This window comes from Lysinibacillus sp. NPDC097868 (assembly GCF_044761135.1).
In the GTDB taxonomy this organism is placed as follows: domain Bacteria; phylum Bacillota; class Bacilli; order Bacillales_A; family Planococcaceae; genus Lysinibacillus.
In genome coordinates, this window is sequence record NZ_JBIWBS010000001.1 from 260778 (window position 1) to 277329 (window position 16552).

Sequence of the window (16552 nt, forward strand, 5' to 3'; positions counted from 1 at the left end):
GTGCCATCAATGGCTGTACCATTTAGAAGAACTTCTAAAACTGCAAAAAGAAAGCGTCGTACGCATTTCAAACTATCTGTACCTGGTATGGTAGCTTGCCCAAACTGTGGTGAAGCAAAATTATCACACCGTGTTTGCAAAGCTTGCGGACAATACAAAGGTAAAGAAGTAGTAAGCAAATAATACAGTGTTTGCTCACTTAAAAGGCTAGTAAAGAGACCATGGCTCTTTACTAGCCTTTTTGTTTATACGAAGTGACAGAATTTTTAATAAATATTATAAAGTTATATAGTACTATAATAATTGTGTGATACAATTTATTTAACTTGCTGTCAGCGGGGTTCGAAGTATGGCTGAAGTTAAAAGTCTTGGTGGAGGTTGTAGCTTTTAGAGGAGCTTATCAAGCGGGCTCCGATTACGCTGAGGTATAATTGATGATGGGGACAAAGGGGGAACTGTAGTGGCTTTTATAATTGACAATCAAGATGGGATTATGACTTTTACGATAAATCGTGAGGAAAAGCGTAACGCTGTCAATGATGAGGTAATGAATGGCCTTCGAGAAGTAATTACATATATCCAAAATCATGACGATGTGCGTTTTTTAGTAGTCACAGGAGCTGGAGAAAAATCTTTTTGTTCAGGTGGTGATTTATCGGAATTTCATTCTCTTGAAACGGAAGATGAAGCATTTGGTATGTTAAGTAAGATGGGTGAGATTTTATATGATCTTGCCACATTACCGGTACCGACGATTGCGTTAATAAATGGAACGGCTGTCGGTGGTGGCTGTGAGATAGCGACTGCTTGTGATTTCCGCTTAGTGGCGAGTCATGCTAAATGCGGCTTTATTCAAGGGACATTAGCAATTACAAGTGGCTGGGGTGGCGGTACATACTTGTTTGAACGAGGTTTACGTCATGATCGTGCAATGAAGATGCTAGTGGATGCAAAGCCATATCCAGCTGAATTACTATATGACATTGGTTGGGCTATGCGTGTATTTGAGGGATCAAAGCAACTTGCTTTAAATGAATTTATTGAACATATGCGTAAAATACATCCTTCAGTGCACAAGGCATATAAAGAAATTGAACTTCGAAAATGGCGTGAGCGTAATATGTATGAGCGTGTAATGGAGGAAGTCCGTACTTGTGCAAAATTGTGGGAAAGTGAAGCGCATCACGAGGCAGTTAATAATTTTCTAACTAAAAAGAATAATAAGTAGCGTAGAGTGGCAGTGATTACATTAAAACATAATCACTGTCTTTTTTCGTCCTGTGATTCTATTTTGCCTGATAACGCATATAGTAGTAAAAAATGTGAGGGTGATAGATTATGGAACTGAAAAAAAGAAAAGATCAATGGACGAAGGAAGACGATGAAAGATTAGCAGAAATTGTCTTGCATAATGTGCAAAATGGTAAAACGCAGTTAGAGGCATTTGAAATGGCTGCTGATGAACTTGGACGTACAAAACAAGCGTGTGGCTTTCGTTGGAATAAAACGTTACGTGGGCAATATAGTCAATCGCTTTTAGCTGTTCGCAATCAACCTCAACAATCTATGCGAAGTCATTTGAAATTAGCGTTAACGAGTTTTGATGAATTGACAGAAGCCTATCAAAGTCTTGAGATTAAACACCGTGAATTGCAAAATGAACATGAAAAGCTAGTGAAATGGTTACAGCAAGGCTATTCTTTAATGAAAGATTAACGTGTCAAAGGGAAAATGATTGTAAGTAGATTGTTACGTTCTTTTTCAAAAAAGAGTAAGGTCTTTTAAGAAAATGATGCAAAAGAAACCATAGGATGTAAACGCTAACGTCGACTAAACATTTTACCTACACTGGATGAAAACAACCATTATTGTATCGTAAACACCAGCTAATCTTGTATAATAGAAACACCTGCAAAGGAGGTGTCTCAGATGAATTTCTGAGGCACCTCCTTCTATGGCGTCAGGAAAAGTGGTGTTTATGTTACTGCAGTGCGAGAAAAGTAAATGCTGGAGAAGCGTTTATAACTTCAGTTTAGGCTGTTTAAAAGGTTTGTTTTTTACTGTTTAGATAGCCTCTTTACATTAAGTGGAGGTGGCGAACGTTGTGAATGTAGTAGTGATTGGAGCAGGTGCAGTCGGTCAGCTAATGGCTAGTTTCTTAGTGGAGGCTTGTATGGATGTTACATTAGTTGTAAGAAGACAAGAACAAGCCGATGAACTTAATTTGAAGCATTTAACGAGGGTCCATATAGATGGTACAAAGACATTGCATCAAATTGCTTCTAGCGTCGAGTTAGAGATGTTGCCCCGTCCGGATTTAATTGTAGTTGCTGTGAAATACGGTCAATTGCAAAATATTTATAAACAATTATTAGGTTTACCTAAGGAAGTGCCATTGTTGTTTGTGCAAAATGGTCTAGCCCATTTTGATGAGGCTTTACGTTTACCACAAAGTACGATTGCTTTTTGCTCAGTTTCGTTTGGTGCTCAAACAATTGATTTTACAACTGTTCAACATAGAGGTGTTGGTCTATGCAAAATAGGAATAGCGCGTGGAGACAGTTTTGTATTTGACAAGTTGTTACACTTAGAAAATCCTTTATTCCCAATAGAGTTGGTTGAAAACGCCGAACAAATGCTTTTTGAAAAAGCTATATTCAATTGCATGATTAATCCATTAACGGCAATTTTGCAAATTAAAAATGGTGATTTATTAACGAATAAGCACGCATACTTGTTAATGCATACCATATATCAGGAGTTAACAGAGGCTTTTAAAAATATTGAAAGTACCATTCCGTTTTCTGCAGTAATAGCTTTGTGTAAAAAAACAGCCGCGAATACATCATCTATGCTAGCTGATCGCATGCAAGGTAGAAAAAGTGAAGTTGAAACGATTGTTGGGGTAGTTTTACAAAAAGCTTCAGCGAACGGTTATCCATTACCTACTTTGCGAACTTTGTATCACCAAGTTCTAGCGATTGAGAAGAGCGGTGAGCAATCTTGAAAGATTTTTTACATATAGTCATCAGCGTCATTATTTTTTGTCCAATTCTTTTATTCGTTATTGTCTATGCTATTAGTCGAAAGGTTAATATTCGTGGTACGCATGCATTTGGAGCCGCATCTGATGTGACGACGTTCTCCTTGTTTTTCTCGGTACCATTGGCAATTGGGGTGTTGTGGGGAGTAAATATAGGGGCCTTTTTAGTAATGCTAGCAATAATTCTGGCAATCATTTTTACATATGTAGACTGGCGTACAAAAAGAGAAATTGAAGTAAAGCCGCTATTACGGAAAATTTGGCGTTTTTTATTTTTAGTACTTAGTGCAGCGTATATTTTGATTTGTATAGTCGGCATGATTCAATCTGTTGTAGAATATTTACACACTGTATAAGCATTTTCTTTTCATGTTGGAGACAGAAGCGTTAAAATAATAGCATTAAAATGTTTACAAGGAATACGATGATTTAGTGAGTAGAGGAGTTTGTGTTAAATGAAACTGGAGTCAATCCAAGTACCCGTGAAAAATCGTGTGCTAGCAGATTATTGGTCGCCAAATACTGCCATTCATGAGTTTTTTGAATATGAATATAATGATAAATCATTTGAAAAGCGAGCAAAATATTTGGAGCAACGAGCGTGTGACCAAAAAGAATTAACAGCAATAATTCGTCAATTTATGGAGCCGCTTGGCTTATCTGAAAAAGCGAATGAGCATTTGCAGCAACTAGAGCAAGGAGCTGTTGCGGTTGTCGGTGGGCAACAAGCGGGTGTATTAACTGGCCCTCTTTACTCGGTTCATAAAGCCATTTCGGTAATATCATTAGCGAAAGAACAAAGTAAAAAGCTTCAACGACCAGTTGTACCTATTTTTTGGATAGCTGGAGAAGATCATGACTTAGAGGAAATTAACCATACATTTACAATGCATGATATGGATATAAAAAAACGTGCGTATGGTGAACGTTCGCGAAGAAAAACAATGGCTTCGACAACAAGCCTAAACAAAGAAGCGATGGTTCAATTAGTTAACACTATCATTAAAGATTTGGGAGAAACAGCACACACTGAAAGGTTGTTCAACCAACTTTTAGATGCATTGAATAATAGCGAAACATTTACAGATTTCTTTGCGCGACTAATGAACGAGTTGTTTAAAGAAGAAGGGCTGCTAATGATAGATGCGGCAGATATGAACTTCCGTCAATACGAACGTAATAATTTTGTGCAGCTTATAAACCATAGTGAGGAAATTGCAAAATTAGTAACGAAAAAGGAAGCAGCGTTGGAAAGTGCTGGCTACGGGAAGCCGATTTTAGCAACCGATGATGCAGCTAACCTGTTCTATGTAAAAGATGGAGAGCGCTTTTTACTAGAAAGACGACACGATCAATTTGTCAATTTAGCAGCAAATATTAAACTTTCACGTGAAGAGCTATTAACAATTGCAGAAAAAAACCCTGAGGATTTAAGTAATAATGTTGTAACACGTCCGTTAATGCAAGAAATGACGATACCAGTATTAGCGTTTGTTGGTGGACCTGGTGAGCTTGCTTATTGGGCAACATTAAAGGATGCCTTTTCTGTGTTAGGTTTACAAATGCCGATTTTTGCACCACGTCTCAATATTACGATTATTACACGTCATGTAGAACAACTATTACGTGAATATCATTTAACAGTAACGGATGTATTGGATGGCAAAGCGATGGCATTGAAGGAGCAATTTATTGCCGAAGTTCAAGATGATGAGGCTAAACGTCAAATTCTAGAGATGCAACAACTCGTTTTGGAAAAATACGCTACTCTTGAGCAATATTTTGCACAACAACATATGTCGCTAGATAAAATACTTGAAAAAAATAAGGAAAATCATGTGAGGCAGTTTGAGTATTTGCAACAAAAGGTAGAACAAACTGTGCTAAGCAAGCATGAGACTACTATCCGTAAATTTATGACGCTGCAAAATGAGCTATATCCAAATGATGGGTTCCAAGAACGTTCTTATAATCCATATCAATATATCAATGAGTTTGGACCTACGTTAATTGATGAAATGCTCAAGAAAACATATAGCGTTGGAAATCACCACTATTTACTTTATTTATAAGAATTGAAAATATATCTTTAGAACTATTAAAGGTATGGTGTAAATATAGATTTGAAGAAATTTGTCGCTTTAACAGGAAAATAGAGAGCTATCCTACTAAGGGTAGTTCTTTTTTTATGCCCTTTAGCACAAAATATTTTTTTGCTTAAAGGTCTAAACACACATAAAAGGTGAAAATGTCAAGTTTTTTTTAAAAAAAGTGGAGGAAAGTGGGGCGATGTGGTACATTATTTAATAAAGTGGGGTGACTAGCATGTTCATGGGAGAATACCAACACTCTGTTGACGCGAAAGGACGATTAATCGTGCCCGCAAAATTTCGTGAAGCCTTAGGTGAAACCTTTGTTGTGACACGCGGACTTGATAATTGTTTATTTGGCTATCCTATGGATGAATGGCGAAAACTCGAAGAAAAATTAAAAGGTTTACCGATGACAAAGAAAGATACACGTGCTTTTGCAAGGTTCTTCTTTTCAGGTGCGACGGAAGTAGAAATAGACAAGCAGGGTCGTATTAATATTCCTTCGACTTTAGTGCAACACGCACATTTAGTAAAAGAATGTGTTGTACTAGGTGTCTCGAATCGAATTGAGATATGGGCAAAAGATGCTTGGGAAACTTATTTCACAGAGTCTGAACAATCTTTTAATGAAATTGCAGAAAATATGATTGGCTTTGATTTTTAACTTTTGTAGTAGACGTAAAAACGTCAGTTGAAAAAGTAAAGGCCTGAGGGGAGCGATTGGTATGTTCGATCATACAACCGTGTTATTAAAAGAAACTGTTGACGGATTGAACATCGATCCTGATGGTGTATATGTGGACTGTACGCTTGGTGGAGCAGGACACAGTGAATATTTAGTACAACAATTATCAGATAAAGGCCGTCTAATTTGTTTTGATCAAGACACAACGGCTATTGAAAATGCGAAAGTTCGTTTAGCTCCTTATTTAGAGCGAGTAACATTTGTGCATTCGAATTTCCGCTATTTAAAAGAAGAGCTACTAGCTATTGGTATCCAAGAGGTAGATGGCATTTTATATGATTTAGGCGTTTCATCGCCACAATTAGATACACCAGAACGTGGTTTTAGCTATCATCATGATGCTCCACTTGATATGCGTATGGACCAGACGGCAGCGCTTACGGCGTATCATGTCGTTAATGACTGGGCATACGAAGATTTAGTCCGTATTTTCTTCCGTTATGGAGAAGAAAAATTTTCTAAGCAAGTTGCTCGAAAAATCGAAGAGGCTCGTAAAACGGCACCGATTGAAACAACGGGACAGCTTGTGGAACTAATTAAAGAGGGTATACCAGCAGCGGCTCGCCGTAAAGGTGGACATCCTGCAAAGCGCATCTTCCAAGCAATTCGTATTGCTGTCAATGATGAGCTAGGCGCAGCAGAGGATTCATTAGTCGATGCGATTGATATGATTAACGTAGGTGGACGCATTAGTGTTATTACGTTCCATTCATTGGAAGACCGCCTATGCAAGACGATTTTTAAGGAAGCGTCATCTTTACCTGAATTACCACCTAATTTACCGGTAATTCCAGATGACATGAAGCCGACTTTAAAGCTTGTATCTAGAAAGCCGATTCTACCTTCTGAGGAAGAATTAGCAGTTAACAATCGAGCACGTTCAGCAAAGCTTAGAGTGGTGGAGAAAATTAACGACAAAGGGCGTGAGTAAATGGCAGCAGTTCGTGTAAGGCAGCACCAACAGCAACATGTGCAACAACCGTTAACACCACCTAGTCCACAACCCACTATCATACGTCGTAAAAAAACGAACCAGAAGTTTGAAAAGGCGATGCTACTAGCTCTAGTAAGCATTATTGCTGTATTGTCAGTATTAGTGTTGAACAACCAAGCAGCAATTCAAACGACAAGCATGGACATTCAAAAAATCCAAGCAGAAGCAGATGAGATTGCGAAACAGAATGTTGACTTGACAGTTCGTGTAAGTGAACTTTCTACATACGAAAATATATGGAAAAAAGCAAAAGAACTCGGTTTAACTCAAAATGAGAAAAATGTAAAGGTAGTGCCGGGAGAATGAAAAAAAAGAGATTTCGATTCCAATGGGGAGCCTTTCTATTACTAGTTTTTTATGGAGGGCTCTTTTTTCTATTATTCACGAGAATGGTTACGTTGCAGGCGACAGGTGAAGCAGAAGGACAAGCGCTCGCTGCAAAGGCAGCAGCTAAATATAACAAGGAAAGTGCAATAACAGCAAACCGAGGGAAAATATTAGATAGGAATGGACAAGTCATTGCAGAAGATACACTAAGTTATCGATTAATTGCTGTAGTTAGCGATAAGGCTACTACAGATGAAAAGAATCCACATCATGTTGTAGATCCTGAAAAAACTGCGGAAGTTTTAGCAGAATATATACCAATGAAAAAAGAAGATATCTATAAGCGGCTAACCAAGCTGCGCAGTGATGGGACACTGCCATACCAGGTGGAGTTTGGCGTTGCGGGCAGAGGCATTAACCATGAAGTAATGAGCAAAATTAAGGACTTAAAATTACCTGGAGTTTTGTTTGTCAGCGATTTAAAACGCTATTATCCAAATGGTATATTTGCTTCTCATTTAATTGGTTTTGCATTGAAAGAGGACAATAAGGATGGAACCGTAACAACGAAAGGGAAAATGGGATTAGAGCTTACGTATGACAAAGAGCTAACGGGTGTCAACGGTAAAGTTAAATATCAAACGGATGCTTTTAGTTATTTATTGCCGAACAGTGAAAAAATGGTTACACCTGCTAAAGACGGCGATAATATCTTTTTGACGATTGATAAAACAATTCAAAGTTTCGTAGAGGATGCGATGACGCAAGTAGAGAAGGAGTATAATCCTGAATCTATGATAGTAGTAGTAGCTGAACCGAAAACTGGTAAAATATTAGCAATGTCACAGCGTCCGACTTTTAACCCCGATACGCGGGATAGTACGAATATGAAATGGCTCAATGCCGTAACAGAGGAAACGATGGAACCAGGGTCAACGATGAAAACATTCACGCTTGCTTCTGCTATCGATACTGATAAATGGGCACCATATGATGAGTATATGTCTGGGCAGTATACCGTGCATGATCGTACAATTCGAGATCATAACCAAGTAGGATGGGGGAAAATTTCATATTTACAAGGTTTCCAACGCTCATCCAATACAGCGATGGCCAATTTATTGAAAAGTATTGGTGATGAAGTATTTGTTGATTACCTAGATAAATTCGGTTTTGGTAAGAAAACGGGCATTGATTTGCCGAATGAAGCAACGGGTACGATTTTATCGAAGTATCCAATTCAACGAGTAACAACGACTTATGGTCAAGGTTCAACAGTGACACCGATACAGCTTATTCAAGCGATGACTGCGATTGCCAACGACGGTAAGATGATGCAGCCATATGTTATTGATAAGATTGTAGATTCAACAACTGATAAAACAATTCAACAGCATGAGCCTGTTGAAAAGGGCCAGCCGATTTCAGCGGATACAGCGAAACAAGTACGTGAAATACTTGCTTCTACATTAACGTCAGAATACGGGACAGCGAAGGACTTTGTACTCGATGAATACCAAGTAGCTGGAAAAACGGGTACTGCCCAAATTCCAAAGGCAAATGGTACCTATTCATGGGGGGCTAATGAGTTCCTGTATTCATTCCTAGGAATGGCGCCGTATGATGATCCACAACTAATTATGTATGTTTCAGTTGAAAAGCCAAAGCTTAAAGGTGAACTGGGCTCGGTACCAGTGTCAAAAATATTTAAGCCTGTCATGCTCAATAGTTTAAAACATTTAAATATTAGTCCAGACGATGTTCAGCGTGTAGATCATGTAGATTTAAATGATTATACTGGTCAAAATGCAGAAGCTATACAGGTAGAGCTAGCAAATGATGGTTTGAATCCAATAATTGTTGGGGCTGGTGGAAAAATTATAGAGCAATATCCAAAAGGTGGACAAACGCTTGTAAAAGGCAATTTTGTATTTTTAAAAACAGCAGGTGATATCGCTCTGCCAAACTTTACTGATTGGTCGTTGCGTAATCTATTAGTTTTCAAATCAATGTCAGGTCTTCAGATTGAAGTTGTTGGAGAGGGCTTTGCAGTGAGCCAAAGTGTATCTGCAGGTACAGTGATTTCAGATAATGCACCAATTGTCGTGAAATTGAAAACACCTGCTGAAAGCTTTGTGCAAGACGTTGAAGCGCCATCTGAAGGAGAAGTTGAACAAGTAGATGATGAATAGTCACTGAATAGAAGTCCACTTTATTTCATACGTTGTAAAAAACAAGGTGTGATGTCGAATGAAGTGGATTTCTATCCATTCCAAAAAGCGTTTACGTATTTTATATGTTTTGTTTATGTGTGTAGCAGTTGCAATTGTCATTCGGTTATTTGTTTTGCAAGTGTTTGACCAGAAAGAATTGACGCAAAAAGCAGAAGAGAACTGGGATCGTGAAATTCCATTTGCAAATGAACGCGGGCATATTACGGACCGAGATGGTAACAGTATTGTGACGAACAAGCTAGCTCCTACATTATATTTCATGCCATCACAAAGCAAAGATATTCCAGGAGCGGCTGCGAAAATTGCACAGGTGCTTGAAGTAGATGAACAAAAACTGTTAGAAAAGATGCAAAAAAAAGCGTACTTAGTAAAGCTAGCACCTGAAGCGAAAAATATTTCCTATGAGAAGGCTGTTGAGTTGCAAGGAATGCAAATTGAAGGACTATATAGTGGTGTAGATTACTCAAGGGAATATCCTTATGGTACGCTACTATCTCGCTTTTTAGGTTTTACAGGGTATGATGCGCAAGGGCTAGCGGGGATAGAATATGAATACGACAAGCTGTTACAAGCAAATTCTTCTGCCATACGGCTTTTTACAGATGCGAAAGGTAATAACTTACCGAATGTCGCTAGTGCATGGAAAGCTGGAGAAGATGGCGCAACGATAGAGCTAACAATTGATGTAGATGTACAGCAAGTCGTTGAGCGGGAGCTATCGCAGGCAATGGAACGCTATGAAGCTGACCAAGCAATGGCAATTGCTATGAATCCAAATACCGGAGAAATACTAGCTTTAGCCTCATATCCAACCTTTCATCCAGCTGAATATCAATTAGTCGAGCCTGTTATTTATAACCGAAATTTACCGGTTTGGATGACATATGAGCCAGGTTCAACTTTCAAAATTATTACGCTCAGTGCAGCTTTAGAAGAGAACTTGGTGGATTTAGAAAATGATACTTTTTACGATCAAGGTTTTACGATGGTTGCAGGTGCTAGATTGCGCTGTTGGAAGCGTGAAGGTCATGGACATGAAACATTTTTAGAAGTAGTACAAAATTCTTGTAACCCAGGCTTTATTGAATTAGGTCAACGCTTGGGCGGAGAAAAGTTATTACAGTATATTAAAGACTTTGGTTTTGGAGAAAAAACAGGATCCAATATTGCTGGTGAAGCTTCAGGGATATTATTTTCTAAAGAAGCATTTGGTCCTGTAGAGCAAGCGACAACCTCATTTGGTCAAGGTGTAGCAGTTACACCAATCCAACAAGTGCAAGCGGTAGCTGCTGCCGTCAATGGGGGCAAGCTCTATACGCCATATGTTGTGAAAAAGATTTTTAATCCAGATACTGGCGAAACCATTAATGAAACAGAACCAGTTATTAAAAGGCAAGTAATTCGTGAGGAAACGTCTGCAAAAGTGCGTGAGGCATTAGAGTCGGTTGTTGCGAAAGGTTCAGGGCGACAAGCATATCGAGATGGTCTACGTATTGGAGGCAAAACAGGTACAGCACAAAAAGTTGAAAATGGACGGTATAAAGATGGCGAATATATCGTATCTTTTATAGGATTTGCACCTGCTGATAATCCACAAATCGTCGTGTATGTAGCAGTGGATAATCCAAAGAAGACAACACAATTTGGTGGTGTTGTAGCAGCTCCGATTGTTGGCCAAATTATTGAAGATGTAGCACCATTTGTTGGCATTGAAAAATCAAAGGAACAGCTTGAAAAAGATTATCGTTGGGGTGACCCACTAACTGTGAAAGTACCAAGTTTCATTGGGCAAACGAAGGATGATATTGCCAAGCAACATTATCCATTCCGCATTGAATGGCATGGAGAAGGTACTAAAATTGGTAGTCAATTACCTGAAGTGGATAGTGTTATCAAACAAGATGGCACCATTCATTTATATTTAGTGAACTAACGTAACTTTACCTTTAAAAAAAGGGAAAGAACCACTATTATTATGAAGGGTAGTAATAAATATATGAGAGTTTGTGCTTTTTTCGTGAAGAAGAAAGTGAAACAAGATTTAAAGGAGATTTTTCAATGAAACTCGCAACAACGCTTACCATTTTAGCTATTGCTTTTATAGTAACAGTTATCTTGGCACCAATTAGTATTCCGCTTCTTCGTCGATTGAAGTTTGGGCAAAGTATTCGTGAAGAAGGACCGAAATCACACATGAAAAAAGCAGGCACACCGACAATGGGAGGCATTATCTTTTTATTAGCCATCATCATTACAACGGTAGCAATTGGAAGCTTTTTAGATTTATTAACAACACAAACTGTGGTCCTTTTACTTGTACTTGCAGGTTTCGGATTAATTGGCTTTTTAGATGATGGCTTAAAGGTCATTTTCAAACGTAATTTAGGGTTAACATCGATTCAAAAGTTAATAGGGCAAATCGTTATTTCGATTCTTGCATACTTCCTATTGCACGTTAGCTCTTTTGATACTTCATTAGCCATTCCATTTACAGACTGGACAATTGATTTTGGTGTGTTTTATGTAGCCTTTATGATTTTCTGGTTAGTTGGGTTTTCTAATGCTGTTAACCTAACAGATGGTCTTGACGGTCTTGTGGCAGGTACAGCATCGATTGCATTTGCGGCATTTGGTGTTATTGCACTATTTCAAAGCCAAGCAGATATCGCGTTATTTACATTTGCGGTAACAGGAGCATTATTAGGATTTTTACTATTCAATGCAAACCCTGCAAAAGTATTTATGGGAGATACTGGCTCACTTGCACTAGGTGGTGCACTAGCCATGGTATCGGTACTAGTTAAAGAAGAATTTTTACTTTTATTAGTTGGATTAGTGTTTGTTATAGAAACACTATCTGTTATTTTACAGGTGGGTAGCTTTAAAATTCGTAAAAAACGAATATTTAAAATGAGTCCTATCCACCATCATTTTGAATTATCAGGTTGGTCAGAATGGAAAGTCGTACTTGTATTTTGGTCAACTGCTTTAGCAGTAGCATTGATTGCAGTCTTATCGGAGGCGTTCTTATGAGAGAATATACAGATTTACAACATAAAAAAGTCCTTGTTTTAGGCCTAGCTAAAAGTGGTGTGGCAGCAGCGGAGATTTTACATGAGCTTGGCGCCTTTGTAACAGTCAATGATTCAAAGCCGTTTGATGAAAGCCCAGATGCGCAAGGTCTACTGCAAAAAGGCATAACAGTTATTTGTGGTCGTCATCCAGAGGATTTACTTGATGAAGGATTTGAGCTAGTTGTTAAAAATCCTGGTATCCCGTATAGCAATAAAATTGTAGCAGATGCAATTAGTCGTGATATTCCTGTATGGACAGAAATAGAGCTAGCTTATTTAATTAGTGATGCACCGTTTATTGGTATTACAGGCTCTAATGGTAAAACGACAACGACGACATTAATTTTTGAGATGTTGGAAAATGGTGCAAAAAAACCGTTAATTGCAGGGAATATCGGCACTGTTGCATGCGGTGTAGCAAGAGAGGCACAAGAGGATAACGTCATAGTTACGGAGCTTTCATCGTTCCAGCTTATGGGTATCAAAACATTTAAACCAAAAATTTCTATTTTAACAAATCTTTATGATGCCCATCTTGATTATCATGGTACGTTTGATAACTATGCTGAGGCAAAGTTTGGTGTAACACGCAATCAGGATGAAGATGATTATTTCATTTACAATGCGGATCAGCCAATTGTTGTTGGCTATGCTGCAAAATCAAATGCAAAAAAAGTGCCTTTTTCTTCTAAAGGGCGTACTGAACAAGGAATTAGCGCTGATGATACGACAATCTATTGGCAAGGTGAGCCGTTTATGGACCGAGCGAATATTGCGCTGCCTGGTAATCATAATCTAGAAAATATTCTAGCCGCTGTAGCCGCTTGTATATTGATTGGCTGTGACAAAGCTAAAATGGAAGAGGTATTAGCTAAATTTGGAGGCGTTCGTCACCGTACACAATTTGTCCGTGAGTGGAATGGTCGAAAAATTTACAATGACTCTAAAGCAACTAATTGCTTAGCAACAAAAAGTGCATTAGATGCTTTCCAGGCACCTATTATTTTGCTTGCGGGTGGTTTAGACCGCGGGCATTCTTTTGAAGAGTTACGACCTTGTATGGGGCATGTGAAAGGCGTTGTGGCGTTCGGTGAAACGGGCTTACGTTTTGTGGAATTTGCTAAATCTTGTGGTGTATCGCAAACGGTTATTGCTCAAAATGTAGAGGATGCTGTTCATTATGCCGCGCCGATGTCTGCAGAAGGAGATATTATTCTACTATCACCAGCTTGTGCAAGTTGGGATCAATATGACAGCTTTGAAATTCGTGGTGACGTTTTTATTGATGCTGTAATGAAGCTGTAATGAGCCTGTAACTATTTTAGAATATACTTGATGTGGAAGGATGGCATTACTGAGAGGGAAAGAAAGCTATTTATTGCTCGTCACAACTTTGATGCTATCAATAATCGGCATTATTTTCGTCTATTCTGCAGGTACCTATTGGAGTGCCGTTCATTATAGTGGAAAAATGCCGTTTTATATGAAACAAAGTTTGTATTTTGTGGTAGGCATTGTAGTGTTTTTAATTACCATTCGATTAAACATATTAAAAGAGCAATCCTTTTGGAAGATGGCTTATATATTTTCGTTGGTTTTACTAGTCCTTGTCCTGATACCAGGTATTGGGCTTGAACGAAATGGGTCACAAAGCTGGATTGGTGTAGGACCATTAACGATACAACCTGCTGAGCTAACAAAAATTACAGTACTTGTGTACATCAGTCATATATTGGCGCAGCACAAAACTGGTACGCCAATCGTTAATTGGCGACATGCTGTTATCGTAATATTACCCGTTGTGTTAATTATGCTTCAGCCTGATTTTGGGTCTGTATTTATACTTGTTGTATCTGTTTTTTTATTGTTATTTGTGGCAGGGTACCCGTTAAAGCTTTATGCGATGATAATGGTAGCGGGAGTTGCTGGATTAGTAGGCTTGATAGCCACAGCACCTTATCGACTTAAACGTATTGAAGCGTTTCTCGACCCTTGGGCAGACCCATTGGTAAGTGGATTCCAAGCGGTACAATCTTTAATGGCAATTGGCCCAGCTGGGATTTTTGGACATGGCTTTGGTCAAAGTAGACAAAAATTTCTATATTTACCTGAGCCGCAAAATGATTTTATTTACGCGATTATTTTAGAAGAAATAGGTTTGGTGGGTGGGCTCGTTATTTTAGCACTATTTGTACTGACAATATACGCTGGTTACAAATTTGCAGTACAGGCTAAAACACGAACATCCTATTATGCGATTATTGGACTTGTGACAATGTTAACTGTACAGGCGTTTTTAAATATAGCTGTAGTTATCGGTTTGGTTCCTGTAACCGGTGTCACATTACCTTTTATTAGCTATGGTGGAACATCTTTAGTAACAATGTGGTTAATAATAGGTATTATTTATCAATTAGCGAAATAAATATAAAGGAGGAGTACTTTTTATGGAGAAAGTAATTGATATAGAAGATCGCATCCCTACGCTTAAACAGCGACGAAAAAAGCGTACAAATCGTAAATTCATTGTCCTAATATTACTTTTCTTTTTAGTGCTAGCTGTACTCCTTTATTTTCAATCTCCTTACAGTGATATTAAAAGCATTACGGTTAATGGTGCCCAACTAGCTGACGAACAATATTATTTAGAAGCTAGTACGCTTGCACCAGGAAAGTCGATGTGGGGTTTTACGGTAAAAGATGTAGAGCAGGCATTGCTAAAGGACAAATGGGTACAAGAGGCACATGTCAAGCGCAAATGGCTGCGGGGCGTCACGATTGATATTAAGGAATGGAAAAAAGTTGCGTATCTAGCTGGTGACGGAACTTATTACCCATTGTTGGAGAACGGTAAGAAGTTTGAACAAGCGGGCGATAATATCCCCATCGATGCACCTGTTTTTATTGGCATTACAGGAGAAAAAACAATTAACAAGCTTGTAGAGCAATTAGCACGTTTAAAACCAGAAGTATTAGCTTTAATCTCCCAAGTCAATACTAACAGTAATGAGGCTAATCCTAATGCGGTCAAGCTTTATATGAATGATGGCTATGAAGTACGTGCAGTTATTCCAACATTAGCTGAAAAGCTAAATTATTATCCTTCAATTGTTGCGCAAATAGCAAATTTAGAAAAGGGTGTTATCGACATCGAGGTTGGCTCATATTACCGTCCTTTTAATGATGAGTACAATAAAGTCAGCATTGATATGACAGACAACCCTGATGAAAAAGCGGACAACCCTGATGAAAATGCCGCCAACCAGGAAGTGAATGAAGATGAACAACAAGAAACAGAATAGCAAAGGGAATTTCTTTACGAGGAAACAATTTGAGCTCCTCATCGTTTGTATAACTACTGGGTTTATCATCGGCTATTCATACAACCAAGCAAAGGACAATCGACAAACAAGCTCCATTAAATCTGAGCTATTTGAGCAAGAAGATACGTATCGTGAGGAATTAATTGAACAGCAAGAGCGCAATAAAGAACTCACAGAAGAAGCGAACAAGTTACAAGAAAAGATTCGGAACTATGAAAAGGAATTCGCTTCGAATGAAAAGGATTCTAAACAATTAGTTCAAGAAGCAGAAGACTTACGTTTATTATTAGGTGATTTAAGTTCAGAAGGAAAGGGTATACGTATAACGCTTCAAGATGGTGATTACGATCCTAAATCTGTAAACCCTAATGATTATATCGTCCACGAAAGCCATGTGTTTAAATTATTGAATGAATTAAAAATTTCTGGAGCACAAGCAATTGCCATTAATGGGCAACGGGTCTTGGCTAATTCCTATATAAGATGTAATGGACCGGTTATTACAATTGACGGCAAGCAACACCCTGCCCCCTTTGTAATTGAGGCCATAGGGGATGCTACAACACTTCGTGCTTCATTGAACTTAAGTGGTGGCGTAGTAGATCAGTTGTTAAATGACAATATTGTTGTGTCATTAGAAGAAAATCAAAAATTAACAATGCCAAATGTAAAAATTGAAAGTTAACGACTGTTATTTCATAAATAAACATGGGGTAAAA

Annotated in this window: 16 protein-coding genes; all 16 read left to right on the forward strand. The window is 38.3% G+C overall.

The window, feature by feature from the left end; translation table 11 throughout:
* Positions 1 to 9: 9 nt before the first annotated feature.
* The 16 genes from rpmF (at position 10) to ACIQXJ_RS01280 (ending at position 16518) form a co-directional block, all read left to right on the forward strand.
* Positions 10 to 183, forward strand: a complete 174-nt coding sequence (rpmF, locus tag ACIQXJ_RS01205; RefSeq protein ID WP_010858320.1) for a 50S ribosomal protein L32 — start codon at positions 10 to 12, stop codon at positions 181 to 183.
* A 277-nt stretch (positions 184 to 460) separates the two neighbouring features.
* Entirely contained in the window at positions 461 to 1228 is a 768-nt protein-coding gene (locus ACIQXJ_RS01210) for an enoyl-CoA hydratase/isomerase family protein (RefSeq protein WP_403048751.1), read from the forward strand.
* Positions 1229 to 1338: 110 nt separating this feature from the next.
* Positions 1339 to 1716, forward strand: coding sequence for a transcriptional regulator (locus ACIQXJ_RS01215; protein ID WP_173477864.1), 378 nt, complete (start codon positions 1339 to 1341; stop codon positions 1714 to 1716).
* A gap of 388 nt (positions 1717 to 2104) precedes the next feature.
* Positions 2105 to 3007 carry a ketopantoate reductase family protein gene (locus ACIQXJ_RS01220; protein WP_403048754.1) on the forward strand — a complete coding sequence of 301 codons (903 nt, stop codon included), beginning with the start codon at positions 2105 to 2107 and terminating at the stop codon, positions 3005 to 3007.
* A complete protein-coding gene (locus ACIQXJ_RS01225) occupies positions 3004 to 3399 on the forward strand; it encodes a DUF3397 domain-containing protein (RefSeq protein WP_403048757.1) in 396 nt (131 codons plus the stop codon). The genes ACIQXJ_RS01220 and ACIQXJ_RS01225 overlap by 4 nt, the downstream gene beginning before the upstream one ends.
* 99 nt (positions 3400 to 3498) lie before the next feature.
* Complete coding sequence (gene bshC, locus ACIQXJ_RS01230) at positions 3499 to 5115, forward strand: bacillithiol biosynthesis cysteine-adding enzyme BshC (RefSeq protein ID WP_403048760.1); 1617 nt, start codon at positions 3499 to 3501, stop codon at positions 5113 to 5115.
* Positions 5116 to 5368: 253 nt separating this feature from the next.
* Positions 5369 to 5800 (forward strand): division/cell wall cluster transcriptional repressor MraZ, encoded by a 432-nt coding sequence (gene mraZ, locus ACIQXJ_RS01235; protein WP_139860193.1) that lies wholly within the window; start codon positions 5369 to 5371, stop codon positions 5798 to 5800.
* 61 nt (positions 5801 to 5861) lie between these two features.
* Complete coding sequence (gene rsmH / locus ACIQXJ_RS01240) at positions 5862 to 6812, forward strand: 16S rRNA (cytosine(1402)-N(4))-methyltransferase RsmH (RefSeq protein WP_401009565.1); 951 nt, start codon at positions 5862 to 5864, stop codon at positions 6810 to 6812.
* Positions 6813 to 7181, forward strand: coding sequence for a cell division protein FtsL (ftsL, locus tag ACIQXJ_RS01245; RefSeq protein ID WP_401009564.1), 369 nt, complete (start codon positions 6813 to 6815; stop codon positions 7179 to 7181).
* Positions 7178 to 9394, forward strand: coding sequence for a penicillin-binding protein (locus tag ACIQXJ_RS01250; RefSeq protein WP_403048764.1), 2217 nt, complete (start codon positions 7178 to 7180; stop codon positions 9392 to 9394). The genes ftsL and ACIQXJ_RS01250 overlap by 4 nt, the downstream gene beginning before the upstream one ends.
* A 58-nt stretch (positions 9395 to 9452) precedes the next feature.
* Positions 9453 to 11369: a stage V sporulation protein D gene (locus ACIQXJ_RS01255; RefSeq protein ID WP_401009562.1), complete on the forward strand. Its 1917-nt coding sequence runs from the start codon at positions 9453 to 9455 to the stop codon at positions 11367 to 11369.
* Between the two features lie 125 nt (positions 11370 to 11494).
* Positions 11495 to 12469 carry a phospho-N-acetylmuramoyl-pentapeptide-transferase gene (gene mraY / locus ACIQXJ_RS01260; protein WP_403048767.1) on the forward strand — a complete coding sequence of 325 codons (975 nt, stop codon included), beginning with the start codon at positions 11495 to 11497 and terminating at the stop codon, positions 12467 to 12469.
* The gene (murD, locus tag ACIQXJ_RS01265; RefSeq protein ID WP_403048770.1) at positions 12466 to 13815 is read left to right on the forward strand and encodes a UDP-N-acetylmuramoyl-L-alanine--D-glutamate ligase; all 1350 of its coding nucleotides are present in this window, start codon (positions 12466 to 12468) and stop codon (positions 13813 to 13815) included. Before mraY ends, murD begins: the two co-directional genes overlap by 4 nt.
* A gap of 40 nt (positions 13816 to 13855) precedes the next feature.
* Positions 13856 to 14935 (forward strand): putative lipid II flippase FtsW, encoded by a 1080-nt coding sequence (ftsW, locus tag ACIQXJ_RS01270; RefSeq protein WP_403048773.1) that lies wholly within the window; start codon positions 13856 to 13858, stop codon positions 14933 to 14935.
* A gap of 22 nt (positions 14936 to 14957) precedes the next feature.
* Complete coding sequence (locus ACIQXJ_RS01275; RefSeq protein ID WP_401009558.1) at positions 14958 to 15812, forward strand: cell division protein FtsQ/DivIB; 855 nt, start codon at positions 14958 to 14960, stop codon at positions 15810 to 15812.
* Positions 15790 to 16518, forward strand: coding sequence for a DUF881 domain-containing protein (locus ACIQXJ_RS01280; RefSeq protein WP_403048776.1), 729 nt, complete (start codon positions 15790 to 15792; stop codon positions 16516 to 16518). The genes ACIQXJ_RS01275 and ACIQXJ_RS01280 overlap by 23 nt, the downstream gene beginning before the upstream one ends.
* The last annotated feature ends 34 nt before the right edge of the window (positions 16519 to 16552 follow it).

Bases quoted from the DNA above. Each gene is read 5' to 3' on its own strand.
- rpmF (WP_010858320.1), top strand. From the start codon at position 10: ATGGCTGTACCATTTAGAAGAACTTCTAAAACTGCAAAAAGAAAGCGT.
- ACIQXJ_RS01215 (WP_173477864.1), top strand. From the start codon at position 1,339: ATGGAACTGAAAAAAAGAAAAGATCAATGGACGAAGGAAGACGATGAA.
- bshC (WP_403048760.1), top strand. From the start codon at position 3,499: ATGAAACTGGAGTCAATCCAAGTACCCGTGAAAAATCGTGTGCTAGCA.
- mraZ (WP_139860193.1), top strand. From the start codon at position 5,369: ATGTTCATGGGAGAATACCAACACTCTGTTGACGCGAAAGGACGATTA.
- rsmH (WP_401009565.1), top strand. From the start codon at position 5,862: ATGTTCGATCATACAACCGTGTTATTAAAAGAAACTGTTGACGGATTG.
- ftsL (WP_401009564.1), top strand. From the start codon at position 6,813: ATGGCAGCAGTTCGTGTAAGGCAGCACCAACAGCAACATGTGCAACAA.
- ACIQXJ_RS01250 (WP_403048764.1), top strand. From the start codon at position 7,178: ATGAAAAAAAAGAGATTTCGATTCCAATGGGGAGCCTTTCTATTACTA.
- ACIQXJ_RS01255 (WP_401009562.1), top strand. From the start codon at position 9,453: ATGAAGTGGATTTCTATCCATTCCAAAAAGCGTTTACGTATTTTATAT.
- mraY (WP_403048767.1), top strand. From the start codon at position 11,495: ATGAAACTCGCAACAACGCTTACCATTTTAGCTATTGCTTTTATAGTA.
- murD (WP_403048770.1), top strand. From the start codon at position 12,466: ATGAGAGAATATACAGATTTACAACATAAAAAAGTCCTTGTTTTAGGC.
- ftsW (WP_403048773.1), top strand. From the start codon at position 13,856: ATGGCATTACTGAGAGGGAAAGAAAGCTATTTATTGCTCGTCACAACT.
- ACIQXJ_RS01275 (WP_401009558.1), top strand. From the start codon at position 14,958: ATGGAGAAAGTAATTGATATAGAAGATCGCATCCCTACGCTTAAACAG.
- ACIQXJ_RS01280 (WP_403048776.1), top strand. From the start codon at position 15,790: ATGAACAACAAGAAACAGAATAGCAAAGGGAATTTCTTTACGAGGAAA.